Source organism: Neobacillus sp. YX16 (assembly GCF_030123505.1).
GTDB lineage: Bacteria > Bacillota > Bacilli > Bacillales > Cytobacillaceae > Neobacillus.
This window is the reverse complement of sequence record NZ_CP126115.1, coordinates 1193781-1209330: the sequence shown is the minus strand read 5'-3', so window position 1 is coordinate 1209330 and position 15550 is coordinate 1193781. Positions and strand designations below refer to the sequence as shown.

The following is a 15550-nucleotide window of genomic DNA, read 5'->3' as shown; positions in this document are numbered from 1 at the left end:
ATGGAATAAGGATAAAAACCTTGTTCCTCTACATATTTTCAATCTCTTCCATAGTTTATTTAATTGAACGAACCTTACTATTTTTATAGTAGTTAATGTTCCCAAGAATGTAAAAAGCTTGTCCAAAAGATAGTCTTTTTGAGCCAATTTTGGGAATTGGCCCAAATATCATTAAGAAAAATCCGCAACTATTTGTTTACCATGGTATATGTTTGTTAAATTGTGAACATTGTTTGAATTTCACACAGTACCAATTATATACATTGAGCAGGCTGGTTGTTAGGAGTAGAATATATAAGTATTGTTAAATTTAAGTAAAAAAATGAAATTAACAGGATTACTTTTTATTTTGGAGGTAACATTGTGAAAGTCATAAAAATAATTGTTCAGGTGTGTTTGATTTACATAATTTCTTTATTAGGAGATTTCATTCAGAAACAATTTCATTTACCTATCCCCGGAAGTATTTTAGGATTGCTGATTTTATTTATTTTATTATCATGCCATATACTTCCTGAAAAATGGATTCAAGAAGGGGCAGGTTTTTTACTATCAACGATGATGTTGTTTTTTATTCCCGCAGCCGTCGGCATTATTAATTACTTTGATTTCTTTCAGGGGACAGGTCTATTGTTAGTTGTTGTACTCATTTTAAGTACTTGTCTTGTTTTGATTTTTTCTGGTTACACAGGTGAAAAACTGGGACAAGAGAAAGTGATTGAGGATAGGGAGAAATTTTCAGCATGATAAAATTAATTATCGGCATCTGTATGGTCTTATTAACAATTTGTTTATTTTTTCTGGCAAAAAAACTATATCTAAAGTATCCAACCCCTTTATTCAATCCATCCCTTTTCGTTAGTTTTATAATTATTATGATTCTGCTATTATTCAATATTCCATACGAAACATATATGATTGGCGGTGAATGGATAAATCATTTATTAGGTTCAACGGTTGTTACGCTTGCATTCCCTTTATACAAATATAAAAAACTAATAGTTAAATACTTTCGTGTCATTTTTACAAGTATACTCGTGGGGGTTATCGTAAATTTCATTAGCGTATTTATCTTTTTAAACCTATTAGGGTATTCAAAGGAAATCATGTTTTCGTTTTTTCCGAAATCTGTTACAACTCCAGTTGCTATTCAAATTGCTGATCTGACAGCCGCTGTTCCTTCATTAACGGTAGTTGCTGTCATGGTTACAGGATTTAGCGGCATGATCATAGGGCCATATATCATTAAAATATGCAGGTTTCAGAGCGATTTAGCCAAAGGAATGGCCTTAGGAAACGCAGCCCATGTCATTGGTACATCAAGGGCATTTGAATACAGTTTAGAAATCGGTTCTATAAGTTCAGCCGGAATGATTCTATCAGCGATTATTAGTTCAATTTTGATTCCTTTATTTATTTTGATTTTATTTTAAACAGATATAATTGGAAGGAGCTCAACAAATTGTCTTTTTATCAAGATTTATCCACATATTATGATCAAATTTTCCCATTAAATCAAACTGCTTATACGTTCCTATCCCAATATTTTCATGAAGGAAATTCCGTCTTGGATATGGGAGCTGGAACAGGTAATATGGCCATTGCCCTTGCAGAGAAGGGATTAAACGTTACGGCATCAGAGCCAGAAGAAACGATGGCCGAGTCCATTAAGAAAAAGGCTAAATCGAAGGGGCTTTTATTATCTGTCCATACCAAAGCTATGGAAGAGATAGATAAATTTCAGGAGTACTTTGATGGAATCCTTTGTATTGGAAACACTCTACCTCATTTATCTGATTTAGAAGGTGTTGAAAAGTATTTACAGAAATGTTATATCAAACTGAAACCAAATGGGACAATCATCCTCCAGCAAGTGAATTATGATAGAGTGTTATCCAAGAATGACTTTTCTTTTCCAGCTATTGAAAAAGAAGATTTCACCTTTTTAAGGCATTATGAAAAAAAAGACGAACATCTTCTTTTCACTTCAAGTTTAACGATCAATGGGGAGACAACAGAAAACACTATTCCTTTATATCCAGTTACATCTCATCAATTAATTTTAATACTTAAAAAAGTCGGGTTTCAAGTGGTGGATGTGTACCGAAACTTTAAAGGTGAAAGTTACTCTACTGAATCACCAGCACTGGTAACTGTTGCAAAGAAATTATGAACTTAGGTAACCAGTAGAAGTATAATAAGCGGAGATTTTTCGGTTAAATGTAGGAGGGAGCTCGTTTAGGGGTATACAAGGGAAGGTTATTCGATTCGATAGGCGGAGTCTCTCCGTCTATTTAACCCATTTTTTATTAGTGTTTAGTAATTAAGCGAAATATTTCCGTTTATTTATCAGATGGCGTACTTAACCTAATCCCCCAACTGGTTCCTCAGTCTTCCATCTGGTCAGTTATTTCATCAAAAAGTAATTGTCCGACAACTACTCTTTCCCTTATTCCGGGGCACTTCATTTAACCCAAAAATCGAATTACATATATTACAAAAAATTCAAGATAGAAAAAGCAGCAAAAATCTAGTAAGATATCCACATGTGACATTAGATAAGGGGTTAGAAAAATGAGCGTATTAAACGTACAAAATTTAAGTCATGGTTTTGGTGATCGTGCGATTTTTAATAATGTGTCTTTTCGACTTTTAAAAGGAGAGCACGTTGGACTAGTTGGGGCAAATGGTGAGGGTAAGTCTACTTTCATGAATATTGTTACTGGGAAGCTGCAACCCGACGAGGGGAAAGTAGAGTGGTCACGAAAAGTTCGTGTTGGATATTTAGATCAGCATGCTGTACTTCAAAAAGGAACGACGATGCGTGAAGCTTTGAGTACTGCTTTTCAATATCTTTTTGATGCTGAAGCAGAGATCAATGACCTTTATGCAAAAATGGGTGATGAAGGTGCTGATATCGATGCACTGCTTGCTGAAGTTGGAGAGCTACAAGAAACTTTAGATAGTAATGATTTCTATCAAATTAATTCAAAAGTGGAGGAAGTTGCTCGTGGCCTAGGATTAGATGATGTTGGACTCGATCGAGATGTAGATGATCTTAGCGGCGGGCAGCGTACGAAAGTTTTGCTAGCTAAGCTTTTGCTAGAAAAGCCTGAAATCCTATTACTAGATGAGCCTACGAACTATTTGGATGAACAGCATATCGAATGGTTGAAGCGATATTTACAGGAATACGAGAATGCATTTATCTTGATTTCACATGATATTCCCTTCTTGAACAATGTAGTTAATTTAATCTATCACATGGAAAACCAAGAGTTGAATCGCTATGTTGGTGACTATGATAACTTCCTAAATATTTATGAAATGAAGAAACAGCAGCTAGAGTCTGCTTACAAGCGTCAACAACAAGAAATTGCGAATTTGAAGGATTTCGTTGCTCGTAACAAGGCAAGTGTGGCGACTCGTAATATGGCGATGTCCCGTCAGAAGAAGCTTGACAAAATGGAAGTTATTGAATTGGGGAAAGAGAAGCCGAAACCAGAGTTTATTTTCAAAGAAGCTCGTGCAGCTAGTCGTTGGATTTTCACGGCTGAAGATCTTGTTATTGGTTACAATGAACCACTTTCTCGCCCTCTGAATTTGAAAATGGAACGCGGACAAAAAATTGCATTCGTGGGTGCAAACGGAATTGGTAAGTCTACTCTTTTAAAAAGTATTCTTGGGTTGATTAATCCAATTTCGGGTAACGTGGAACGTGGTGAGTATCAACACATCGGTTACTTCGAGCAGGAAGTTAAACAGTCCAACTACAACACTTGTATTGAAGAGATTTGGAGCACGTTCCCAAGTATGAATCAAGCAGAAGTCCGTGCTGCTCTTGCAAAATGTGGATTAACGACGAAACATATTGAAAGTAAAGTCGAAGTTCTTTCTGGTGGCGAAAAGGCCAAAGTTCGTTTGTGTAAAATTTTAAACACAGAAACGAATTTATTAATTCTAGACGAACCTACCAATCACTTGGATGTTGACGCAAAAGAAGAATTAAAGCGTGCTTTAAAGGCATATCGCGGAAGTATCTTGATGGTATCTCACGAACCTGATTTCTATCGTGAAATTGCGACCGATATTTGGAATTGTGAGGATTGGACTACGAAAGTGTTTTAAATAAAGATTAAGGGGTACCCAATGAATCAAAATTCACTTGGGTACCTCTTTTTTATCCATCCAAATTTTTTTAAAAAAATATACTTTTAGATTTCTTAAAAAAGCTCATCCAACTAAAGTTAGAATGAGCTTCTATCTATTTCAATATTAATTTTGCAACAGCTTCTACATGTGTGGAGTGTAATTGACAACACAATGGATGTTGGCGGGTTTATCAACATTCTTGAGCCATTTTTCTAAGAACATAGCACTTTTTAAACTCAAGCTCCCTTATGTTGCCGATACTGTAGATAAGTGAAGTTTAGTTCAAAAAGAAAGCTGCCGACTCCGGCAGCCTGTTTTTTTAGCTCTTATACCTTTTAGCGAACCAGAAATCATACTTCTTAAAAAGGGGGGTCATATTGAATCTTCTAATTGCAAATGGCGTAGTTTATCGGGATTAGCAACCGCGTAGATCGTCTGAATCTGTTTGCCGTTAAAAGCAAAGGAGTACACATATTGTAAGTGATCATCGAGTGTTAAAGTCAGTCCGGGTAGACCGTTGACCGATGTATATTTGATCGTGAACTTGCCTGTATACATTTTCGTTAGGCTTAGGAGCAGTTGAACCACTTTGGCAGCACCGAAAATAGGTATTTGTGCGGCTCTTACTTTGCCGCCGCCATCCGAGTACATTGTGACATCTTCACTAATAAGATCCAATAATTGATTTACGTTGCCATTTAAGATGGACTGTACAAATTCTTTTACTGTCGATTCCGCTATTGAAATCGAAGGTTGTTTCTTAGGATGATATTCCATGCTTTTTTTCACACGGTGAAATATTTGCCGACAATTTGCGTTGCTTTTTCCAAGAATTTCAGCTATTTCATCATACGAGTATTGGAAGACTTCACGAAGCAAAAAGACGGCTCGTTCCATTGCATTTAGTTGTTGTAATAATAGCAAGTATGCGGTTGAGATGGATTCTTGTTGCAAAAAGGCTTGGGAAGGATCGTTCGGTGAATTCTCTATATCAAGCAATGGTTCTGGAAGCCACGGTCCGACATATTTCTCACGTTTTTTTGCGGATGACCGTATCAAATCCAGACAGCGATTGGTAACTATCTTACATAGATACGCTTTTTTGTTTTCAATATGTTCACTGTTGGGGAGCTGGTTAAAGGTTATAAACGCTTCTTGGACAATATCCTCTGAATCCATCACGCTGCCTAACATACGGTAGGCTAAGGAACAAAGCAGAGGTTGGTAGGTTTGATAAAGTCCTTCCATACTCATAATTTGATCTCCTCTCTAGTATTTAGTAATTGTGAAACGGCACGTTTACCGCTAGCTACGGATGCATCAACGAGCAGCTCCCCGTGCGAGGCCCAGTCACCAGCAACATATAGTCCCTCAATTTCAGGAACAGCAGGGCCTGGATCCTTCAGCCTTTTTATATGAGGAAAATCGTGGACAACCGTCATTTTCGGCAGGAACTGTCTTACCACTAATTCATTCCGCCAGCCGGGTTGAACCACATCCAACACTTGCTCCAATTCCTCCTCATCCTTTGCTGCATCTGTTTGTGGACCCTGATATTTAAAAAGTGATATCACTTGTGTCCCATCACCACTCATGATAGCTGGCCTTGGTTTTCCCTCCCGTGTTTGGTGCGTAAAGAAAATTGGTTGATCCAAACCATAGATAAATTGGTGATTGGGCTTAGGCAGCTGGCGCAATCCAACATCTAGACAAGCAACCGTAACAGGAATCGCTTGCTTGTTCCACGTGTCGAGTGCTGTTTGATCCGCATGGAGAACTAGTTTGTGAGAAATAGAAGGTGGTGTAGTTAGTATAACATTTGATACTTCTATTCTAGTGCCACCCTCACATAAAATCGAGTGTACTTTTTGATCTCGATGTTCGACTGCAGCCACTTTACAACCTGCAACCAGCTCCACTCCCTGTTGGACAGCAAGTTCACGCAGCTGTTCTACGATTGTCCCCCAACCTTTATCGAGATACAAGACTCCTTTTAGTGCACGCTGCAGCTGCTTTAAGGCAGGACCAGCAGCGTGTAATTCAGGTGCAAGCACATAAGTGGATGTTCGGAGCAGTGCATAGAACACGTTGCGCAGCATTGGATCATGCAATTGAGTTTCAATCCAATCGCGGATACTAATCTTGTTCCAAATGCTTGTGTCCATTTTTCCTAATTTAATGAACCATTTTGCCAATTCGACCTTTCCTCCCCAGCTTAGGAGCGGCGTTTGAAAAAAGGAGGATGCATTCGTTGGTAACGGCAATAGTTGTTCTTTCCACATCCCGTAAGCATCAATAGACGGCGTGCTTCCCTCAAGCCGTAATCCGAGTTCGCGGAATGCTTCAAACGCCTCCCCTTTATACAGTGCATGCGCGCCCAAATTAAAATATACCCCCTGCTTTTTGTTGGTGATGGCTCTGCCTCCGAATTGCTTTTGCTGTTCCAATACAATGGTTCGTTTCCCTGCTTTTGCTGCATAGTTTGCAACCGTTAAACCTGCAATCCCCCCGCCTACAATAGCTACTTCATATTTTGTCATTGTCATCATCCTTTTCGACTGTTTACTAATATAACGGATGAATGAATGATTCTGTGACAAAATGGAGGTGAAAGTTTTTTGATGAGGTGAATTATTAGGTGATACGAAGAAGGCATTAAAAAAGTTGATATCTCAAGCTCTTTATTATAAAAAAATCGACTGTGTTATTTAAATAACGGGTTCCCTTCAGAGGGCCAACAAGTAAATCGTAATATGAGACGCACTGTGTTTCAAATTGGGATTCAAAGTGCGTTTTTTGTTGCAATATCAGCGCTCATATGAGTTTTTAATAGTAAATTACAGACCAAATCACGTAGTATTTCGCAACCACCGAAATAATTATTGGAGTCTTTTCAGATTTGATGAGATTTAAATTGTGATTCGTATTAAGAAATCATCTATTTTAATAAAAATACGATAAAATAGAAATATAGAAAAGACTCTTACATTTAAGTGGAGGTAAAAAATCTATGTTAGACAAAATAAATAGTTTGTTTAAACGAGAAAATATTTTTGTTGAATTAGAAGATTGGTATAAATGGTACAAAGAACCTGAAGTGTGCAATAATGCAGTTGTAGCTAAACTACAAAAAGATGGCATAGAAGTCGAAACTATTTCCGTAGTGAAGAATGTTACTAGTAATCAAATTTCTACCTTGCTTATGATGGTATGAAATATGCGGTAACTGTAAACGATAGTCCAGTTGTAGGGGCCCTGACACAGGTATTTATTTTAAGAAAGATTACTCAATGATTATCTCCTTAAAAAACACAAACCTAGATTTGGTTTGTGTTTTTTTATGTTGATTTATTGTAGTTTAATGTATGAATTAACTTGTGAATTATTATTTTGTACCTTCCAAGCGAACCCGTTAGTTATTTAATACAGTCGATTTTTTTCGTTGATTGATTTTTTCAATAGCTTCTTTCGCCAATTAAGGCTTTGTTGCTCGATTCTTCAACCATGTTTCTTAAATCAGCCCCAGATGGATTCTGGAATACTCTTAGTCCAAACTCTGGTGCAACGGCATATAGATGGTCAAAAATATCGGATTGCACAGATTCATAAACGGCCCACTGTACGTCATTGGTAAATGCATAAATTTCTAGAGGCAATCCGTGTTCATTATGTGCTAGCTGTCTCACTATTATGGTCATATTCTGATTAATTCTAGGATGATTTTTGAGGTAATTGCTGATATATGCCCTAAATACTCCGATATTGGTAAGGGCTCTTCCATTCACGCGATTGTTCCTATCTATTTCATTTTTGGCATTGTACTCAGCAATTTCCCTTTCCTTATGAATAATGTAGTCAGAAAGGTAATTAACATTTACAAATTTCTCAATCATATCCTCTGTGCAAAACATGATACTGCTTGTATCTATATACAATGCGCGTTTGATACGTCTTCCACCTGAGCCCTGCATCCCCCTCCAGTTTTTAAAAGAATCGGAAATAAGGGCATAGCTGGGTATCATCGTAATCGTTTTGTCCCCATTTTGAACCTTTACGGTATTTAAAGAAATATCAATAACATCACCATCTGCTCCATACTTTGGCATTTCAATCCAGTCACCAACCCGAACCATATCATTAGCCGTCAACTGAATTCCTGCCACTAGTCCTAATAACGAATCTTTAAATACTAACATCAAAACGGCAGATAGAGCACCGATACCACTTAATAAAATAAGAGGACTCTTTCCTATTAGGTTTGAGATAACTAAGATAAACCCAATAGTCATGAAAATAATGTTAACCACCTGAATATATCCTTTAATAGGCTTAACCTTGGATATTTCAAAAGTTTGATAAATATCATTAAATGCATTAAGTAAGCTTTGTATAAACACTAATCCTACAATAATGGTATAGGCAATGGCCAATTTCTCAATGGTTGATTGATAGATTGGAAAGGTTGAAGAAAACGAGTAAATAATGATCGAAGGGACAATATGGGATAACTTTCGAAAAACTTGTCTTTCCAGGATAATTTGACCCCACTTGACCTTGGAGTTTGTCACGATACGAGTAATGATCCTGATTACGATTTTCTTTGAAATAAAATTTGTTGCGATACAGATAAGCCCTATTAGCAGAATCTTGATGATAATCGAAAGATATTCTACTAATCTAGGATCTAGTTCCATATCCAGAAGTAGATTATTAATGAATTGCATCTGTTTTCCTCCGTTTTAATTTGCATCATAAGCAACTTTACGAGTAAAGTATATAAACTGTCAATTCCTACTTTGTCAATAACGAAAAAATGGTGCCTTAGACCCTGAGTGGTAACGCTTCAGTTTACTCGGGTCAGTCAAATGGAAGTATTCATACGTTGCAGGAAACGTTAAAAGGCAACAACCACAAGGGTTAGTTGCCTTTCTTTAAAATGAGTTGCGAGATACACTCGACGTGTGTGGGTTGTATGTGGCAATACACGGGGTGTTGGTGGGCACTTTCATAAAAGATACATTTATGTTATTAAATTCCAAATTTCTCTACTTTTTTCTCTGTGTTCCCTTTAAACAAGAAAAATGAAAAAGCCAAAGTAGTGCGGCAAGTCATTATATGTTGTGGAATATAATTTTCAATAAATAGGATAATTCAAAAGCCAGCATTCGCTGGCTTTTTGACTGCACTTTTTGTACTCCCTTACACGGTTTGAACCACAAGAATTTCTTCTATAGTTGGGATTTCACTTTTTAAGATATTTAAAAGTCCTTCGTCAATAGTAGCATCTACTTCGCAAATCGTAATGGCAGGACCTTGAATTTTAGAACGTTCATTTGCCATACGGGCGATGTTGAACCCTGTTACCTGAAGAATCTTCGATAGTTCCGCAATGACTCCTCTTTTATCAATATGGCGGATCACAAGGGTTGGCCGTTCTCCGCTGAATTTTAACGGATAATCTTCAAATTCTTGGACTTCCACTTTACCCCCGCCTAAAGAGCTGGCTAATACCTTTATTTTATGCGCTTCCCCTGCTAATTCAATCAACACGGTGTTCGGATGGTAGCTTCCTAGTACCCGTTTTGTAAATTCATATTTCAAGCCCTGATTTTCAGCTACTTCTTTCGCATTCGGAATGTCATCATCCATTGTTGTCAGCCCAAGGACGCCAGCCAAAAGTGCTAAATCTGTTCCGTGTCCCTGATAAGTTTCGGCAAAAGACCCCATCAGAGTGAACTTTGCATATAGAGGCTTTTCATTTAATAGCTGATGAGCAATATTACCAATCCGGACAGCTCCTGCTGTATGGGAACTCGAAGGCCCCACCATTATAGGACCAATGATATCATAAGCACTTTGAAATTTTGCCGGTCCGCTGTCAGTTGGTTTTCTGCCCAGGATCTTCTCTTTCAATTTTTGTCCTGTTGGAGTTCCAGCCAAGCCACCTATTCCCGTTTCTCTTAATGATTCGGGCATTTGCTGTCCGACTTCATGCATCACTTGAATGACTTCATCTGGAGGGATGATGCTGACGACCCCAGCCAAGGCCATATCTGCCGCAGCTTGAGCGGTAAGGGCATGTAAACCATTGCGATAGATGCATGGAATTTCCACCAGCCCGGCAACAGGATCACAAACCAGTCCCAAGGAATTTTTCAACGCAATCCCGACTGCATTTCCCACCTGCCTCGGTGTTCCGCCAGCAAGTTCCACCAATGTACCTGCAGCCATTGCCGTTGCTGAACCAATCTCAGCCTGGCAGCCGCCTTCAGCCCCTGATATCGATGCTTTATTGGCAATCACCAGGCCAAGTGCTGAAGCAGTGAAAATTGACTGGACAATCTGGTCACGGCTAAATCTTCCGCTGTCCAGGGCATGAATGAGTACTGCTGGCAAAATCCCTGCCGAACCAGCTGTTGGTGTCGCGATAATTCTCCCCATTGCTGCATTCACTTCTGATACGCCAAGTGCATTGGCTGAGACATTTAAAGTTGTAGCATCAACAAAGGTGTTCCCTTTTTTGGCATATTCATAAAGGCGGTTTCCATCTCCCCCGGTTAAACCCGTACGAGACATGACTGGACTCTGGGTTCCCCTGCGGACAGCCTCCTCCATGACCGAAAATTGTTCCGACATTTTTTCAAAAATCGTCTCTCTCGATAAACCTTTCTGTACCATTTCTGCATTTATCATTAATTCTGAAAGGGTTGTATTCTCCTGCTCAGCCATTTCAATTAATTCTTGCAAATTTTTAAAAGACATTTTTATCACTCCTTTAAACTAATAGCAGTTGTCCTAATAGGACCATCCCACTGCAAAATATTTCCCAGCATGAAAAGGGCGCCCAATAGCCGAATACTCGTATGATTGGAATACCCTGTTCATAGTCTTAACTCCTTCTAAATATTCCGCAACAACGCTGGCCATCGGCAGATATGGAGCCGAATTAATTTTAAAAAAATGATTTAATGCTTGCCAGGACTGTTAGCACGCCTACAATGATGACGAATGCATTGCTCATTTTGCCTCTGTATTTAGCCAATACAGGAACTTTACGGATTGCATACATTGGCAGGATACATAGAATAGCAGCAACCATCGGACCACTGAGACTATCGATTAGTCCGAGAATGCTTGGATTTTTATAAGCAGCATACCAGCAAGTTAATACGACAAAAGCAAGAATCATTGTCTTAACTGCTTTTTCTTTTATGTTTTTTCCGCGTGCTCTGCCGGCCTCGATAATCATGTCACGCATTACCTCGTACGCTCCCACATAATGGCCAAGGAAGGATTTAGTTATGGCCACGAAAGCGATGATAGGTGCTGCAATCTTGATAATTGGCGAATTAATATGATTAGCAAGATAGGAAAGGATTGACAAGTTTTGTTCCTTTGCCATGATTAAATCATTGGGAGTCAAACTCAAGACACTGCTCCAGACAAAGAACATAACCACACCAAATGTCAGCATATAACAAACTTTTTGTATTTGATTACTTTTGGCATCAACAGCTTTAATTCCGTACGTTTGCCTCTGTTTAACAACGAATGACGAAATGATTGGAGAATGGTTAAAAGAGAATACGATGATTGGCAAAACCATCAGAATCGTTGCGAAAACCCCTGTTCCTGACGAACCATTCGAAACACTTGAAAAGCTAAGCATTGACGTATTCCATTTTGGAATCAAAGATACTGCGATTAAAAGCAGAGAAACAATAAATGGATAGACAAGCATGCTCATTACCTTTACAGTAATGTCTTGGCCAAAATTCAGTATAGCAATAAGACCAAGTACCAAAGCAAGCGACAAAATGGCTCTTGGCGGTTCACTCATGTGCAATTGATTCACGATAAAACTACTTGCAGTATTTGTTAGGGCAACCGAATACATGAGTACGATTGTATAGATTGAAACAAAATAAACAACATTAAAAATGATACTTGCCTTATTTCCGAAATATTCACGTATTGTACCTGTAATCCCCTCTTCAGCCGAATCGGAGGCGTATATCATTTTAGCGAGCGCCCTATGCGAGTAGTACATGACCGGGAATGCGAGTATCGTAATTAATAGTAATGAAAGCAATCCGCCCGCTCCTGCATTAATTGGCAAGAAGAGTACTCCCGCTCCTATGGCTGTTCCAAAAAGGCTCAATGCCCAGGTAGTATCCTGTCTGTGCCATTTTTTAGGATCTGGCAATTTTTTATTATTTTCTACAATAATCTCCGGTTCTACTTCAAATTTTCTAGCAGTATTTCCATGCATATATTAGTCCTCCTGGTATGTCTATTATTTTATCTGATTGTTTTTCTCGCAAAATTCTATTCTTAATAGTTTTTCCTGCTATCAGCAATAATAGTTGCTTGAAAGGCCGACAGGATTTAACTTACTATCAGCTTGAGTAATGGATAGATTTTATGTGTAAGGGTTTTCATTTATAGCAGCAATAATAAATCTCTTATGGTCTTAAGTACTAATTTACTAATCTAAGAGTTTAATGAATGCGCTTAAATTTTTTTATGTACACCACCTATGAATAAATTAGAAAAGCTTCAGGTAAGAAGATTTTGCAAACTACTCTCAAAAGCACTTAACCTCTTTTCAGTACTGCTTTAATTCGTGGGCCCAGTGAGTGTGAAAACTTTGAATGAATTGTTAAAAACGTTTACATTCTCAAAGTTTTCGGAATAATTTATTACAATAATTATTTTTTATTACTACCTGAACAAATTATCACATTCCTTACAAAAGTGTCAATGACTTTGATAATAAATTATTTTTATAAAAGTTTTTTATTGCAACTTGGAAAATAACTAAAGTCTGATATAATTTTAGTATCGAAAAGTTCACTTTATTGAAAAAACTTCCTGAACATCTTTATTTCATGAATTATGCTTAGTTTTCGGGACACCTCTAAAAGAATTGGGGATGAAACAATAGAGCAATTTCATTGTTAATAACTGATTCAGAACCTTAAACTTTAAAGACCAACGATTCTTCTCTTTAGAAAGAAATTGTCGCAGAAGGAGGTAGACCTAATTGGATAATGAATTATTTCGGCACTATCAAAATATCATGAATTATTTTGGAGAAATATTGGGGCCTAACTATGAATTTGTATTACATGTTTTAAATCCTGATGGAGGTTCTCAGATTGGTCACATCGTCAATGGAGATTTAAGTGGGAGGTCTTTAAGCGGCCCGTTAACTAACTATGCAAGAGAGTTAATCAACGAAAAGGTCTATTTACACAAAGATCATGTTGTAAATTATGTTGGAGAAGGGCCGAAAGGGAAAAAATTCCGATCATCAACGTTATTTATCAAAGATGGTCAGGGCCAATTGCAGGGCCTTTTATGCATAAACTTTGATGCAGACGCCTATTGGAAAGTCGCAAAGGATGTATTAAAGTTGGCCAATATAAACTTGGATATAAAACAAATTGAAAAGAACAATGACCAAGAACATCCTGTCGAAAAACTTTCGGGAAATGTCCGGGATATCATTGATACAGTAATTGATAAAGATATATTGGAATCTGGTGCGCAACTATCACCCGAACAAAAGAAATTAGCGATTGCCAAATTGAAGGAATACGGGGTTTTTGATATTAAAGGTACGATAAATGAAGTTGCAGAAATAATGGGTATGTCCGAATCAAGTGTTTATCGTTATCTTCAAATGATTTCGCGCAACGTTAAATCTGATGTAATTTAGGCTAAGCATAGATATATTTAGATGTCCTATTCATTTAATGAATTGAATGCGCTTTCGTAAAGTTCACCCTGGGATTTACCCTGCACAGCAACAGATGAGGTTACATTGTTCCCAACATGAAACGTAAAGAAGGCAACTCCCTTAATGGTGAGATGCCTTCTTTTATTACTATTTTTCAACAGCGTTGAATATTGGAACAATCAATTGATATATCCTTATTTTTGTTCGCATTGTCCTTAGTGTGATTAAGAGAAATCAAGAAATAATTGTTTAAATTAAAATTTTAAAACAAGATGAGTGACACACTCGACATGTGCCGTCTGTGGAAACATATCCACTGGTTGAATATATTTCACTTGGTATTTGCCGCTTAACATTTGAATGTCTTTTGCTAAAGTGGATGGATTACAGGAGATGTATATAAGCTTTTCTGGTGCTGCTTGCAAAATCGTTTGGATTAATTGCCCGTCGAGACCCGTTCTAGGCGGATCCACTATAATGACATCTGGCTTCCAGCCTTTTTTCACCCATTTCGGCAGAACCTCTTCGGCTTTTCCAGGAACATATTTAGTATTGGTGAACCCGTGACGCTTAGCATTTTTCTTGGCGTCATCAATTGATTCTGGAATGACATCCATTCCACGGACCTCTGCTGCTTGGTCCGCAAGCCACAAGCCAATGGTTCCGACTCCACAATAGGCATCAACAATTTTTTCCTTACCGGTCAGCGCCGCTGCACTTTTCACTTCATTATAAAGCTTTATCGTTTGAACCGGGTTTAACTGGAAGAACGTTCTCGCCGATAGCTCAAACTGCAAGTCGCCCAATGTTTCTTGGATAAACTCCTCACCGGCTAATGGTACCGTTTCTTCTCCGAAGATAAGCGACGTTTTTTGCTCATTGATGTTCTGCACGATTGATTTCACATTCGGAAGTCTTTTTTGGATCTCCTGAATGATCTGTTCTTTCTTTGGCAGTTCGTCTTGATTCGTAATAAGCACTACCTGGAGCTCCCCGCTTTGTACCCCTACCCTAGTAACAATTGTCCGAACAATCCCCTTACGTGATTTTTCATTATAAATCGTAATTTTAAGTTCTTCGAGAATCTTTTTAACCGCATTAACGGCTTCATTCGTTTGTGAATGCTGAACAGCACAGTGTTCAATATCTATGAGTTGATGCGAGTTTATTCCATACAAACCAGCCAAAACCTTGCCATCTCTTCCAGCTAGTTGAAAACTGCTCTTGTTTCGATAGCCCCATGGATCTTCCATGCCAATTGTTTCTCGAATTTCGAGTTTGTCCACTTGGAGTCTGGTATGTCGTTCTAGCGATTGGATAACAATATCCCGCTTTTCTTTTAATTGCTGACTATATGCTAGATGCTGAAGCTGACAGCCCCCGCATTGCTCATAGACAGGGCATGGCGGCTGAACCCGATGTGGAGATTTAATACGTATCTTTTTTATTTTTGCCTCGGCAAATTTAGGGTTTATCTTGGTTGCCTCTACGACTACCTCTTCCCCTGGTAATGCGCCTGGTACAAATACTACCTGCTTCTTAAAATAACCGACGCCTTCTCCATTAATACCGAGTCGTTTGATCGTTAAGGGAAAGGTCTGTTTTTCTTGTATTTTGATTGATTGATCTGTTTTCATTTTGTTCACTCCAAAT

General features: G+C 38.1%; 12 protein-coding genes. 6 read left to right on the top strand and 6 right to left on the bottom strand.

Annotation, left to right across the window (positions count from 1 at the left end):
- Positions 1 to 363 precede the first annotated feature (363 nt).
- From QNH48_RS05895 to QNH48_RS05880, 4 genes are all read left to right on the top strand, one after another.
- Complete coding sequence (locus QNH48_RS05895; protein WP_283954170.1) at positions 364 to 747, top strand: CidA/LrgA family holin-like protein; 384 nt, start codon at positions 364 to 366, stop codon at positions 745 to 747.
- Complete coding sequence (locus QNH48_RS05890; protein ID WP_283954169.1) at positions 744 to 1433, top strand: LrgB family protein; 690 nt, start codon at positions 744 to 746, stop codon at positions 1431 to 1433. The genes QNH48_RS05895 and QNH48_RS05890 overlap by 4 nt, the downstream gene beginning before the upstream one ends.
- 29 nt (positions 1434 to 1462) lie before the next feature.
- Complete coding sequence (locus QNH48_RS05885; RefSeq protein ID WP_283954168.1) at positions 1463 to 2173, top strand: class I SAM-dependent methyltransferase; 711 nt, start codon at positions 1463 to 1465, stop codon at positions 2171 to 2173.
- Between the two features lie 401 nt (positions 2174 to 2574).
- Positions 2575 to 4128 carry an ABC-F family ATP-binding cassette domain-containing protein gene (locus tag QNH48_RS05880; protein ID WP_283954167.1) on the top strand — a complete coding sequence of 518 codons (1554 nt, stop codon included), beginning with the start codon at positions 2575 to 2577 and terminating at the stop codon, positions 4126 to 4128.
- A 396-nt stretch (positions 4129 to 4524) separates the two neighbouring features.
- Here the strand turns inward: QNH48_RS05880 and QNH48_RS05875 are convergent, their stop codons facing one another.
- Together QNH48_RS05875 and QNH48_RS05870 are read right to left on the bottom strand one after the other, a co-directional pair.
- The gene (locus tag QNH48_RS05875) at positions 4525 to 5406 is read right to left on the bottom strand and encodes an RNA polymerase sigma-70 factor (RefSeq protein WP_283954166.1); all 882 of its coding nucleotides are present in this window, start codon (positions 5404 to 5406) and stop codon (positions 4525 to 4527) included.
- Entirely contained in the window at positions 5403 to 6692 is a 1290-nt protein-coding gene (locus tag QNH48_RS05870; RefSeq protein WP_283954165.1) for a phytoene desaturase family protein, read from the bottom strand. Before QNH48_RS05870 ends, QNH48_RS05875 begins: the two co-directional genes overlap by 4 nt.
- A 470-nt stretch (positions 6693 to 7162) precedes the next feature.
- Here QNH48_RS05870 and QNH48_RS05865 point away from each other — a divergent pair, with 470 nt between their 5' ends.
- Positions 7163 to 7366: a hypothetical protein gene (locus QNH48_RS05865; protein ID WP_283954164.1), complete on the top strand. Its 204-nt coding sequence runs from the start codon at positions 7163 to 7165 to the stop codon at positions 7364 to 7366.
- A gap of 241 nt (positions 7367 to 7607) precedes the next feature.
- On the opposite strand, the gene QNH48_RS05860 is transcribed toward QNH48_RS05865, so the two are convergent.
- From QNH48_RS05860 to QNH48_RS05845, 3 genes are all read right to left on the bottom strand, one after another.
- Positions 7608 to 8876, bottom strand: coding sequence for a mechanosensitive ion channel family protein (locus QNH48_RS05860; protein WP_283954163.1), 1269 nt, complete (start codon positions 8874 to 8876; stop codon positions 7608 to 7610).
- A gap of 475 nt (positions 8877 to 9351) precedes the next feature.
- Positions 9352 to 10914 carry an L-serine ammonia-lyase, iron-sulfur-dependent, subunit alpha gene (gene sdaAA, locus QNH48_RS30450; protein ID WP_349655120.1) on the bottom strand — a complete coding sequence of 521 codons (1563 nt, stop codon included), beginning with the start codon at positions 10912 to 10914 and terminating at the stop codon, positions 9352 to 9354.
- A gap of 190 nt (positions 10915 to 11104) precedes the next feature.
- On the bottom strand, positions 11105 to 12424 hold the full coding sequence (locus QNH48_RS05845; RefSeq protein ID WP_283954162.1) for an aromatic amino acid transport family protein: 1320 nt from the start codon (positions 12422 to 12424) through the stop codon (positions 11105 to 11107).
- A 774-nt stretch (positions 12425 to 13198) separates the two neighbouring features.
- On the opposite strand from QNH48_RS05845, the gene QNH48_RS05840 reads away from it, so the two are divergent.
- Positions 13199 to 13876, top strand: coding sequence for a helix-turn-helix transcriptional regulator (locus QNH48_RS05840; RefSeq protein WP_283954161.1), 678 nt, complete (start codon positions 13199 to 13201; stop codon positions 13874 to 13876).
- Positions 13877 to 14151: 275 nt separating this feature from the next.
- On the opposite strand, the gene rlmD is transcribed toward QNH48_RS05840, so the two are convergent.
- Positions 14152 to 15534 carry a 23S rRNA (uracil(1939)-C(5))-methyltransferase RlmD gene (gene rlmD / locus QNH48_RS05835; RefSeq protein WP_283954160.1) on the bottom strand — a complete coding sequence of 461 codons (1383 nt, stop codon included), beginning with the start codon at positions 15532 to 15534 and terminating at the stop codon, positions 14152 to 14154.
- Positions 15535 to 15550: the final 16 nt, after the last annotated feature.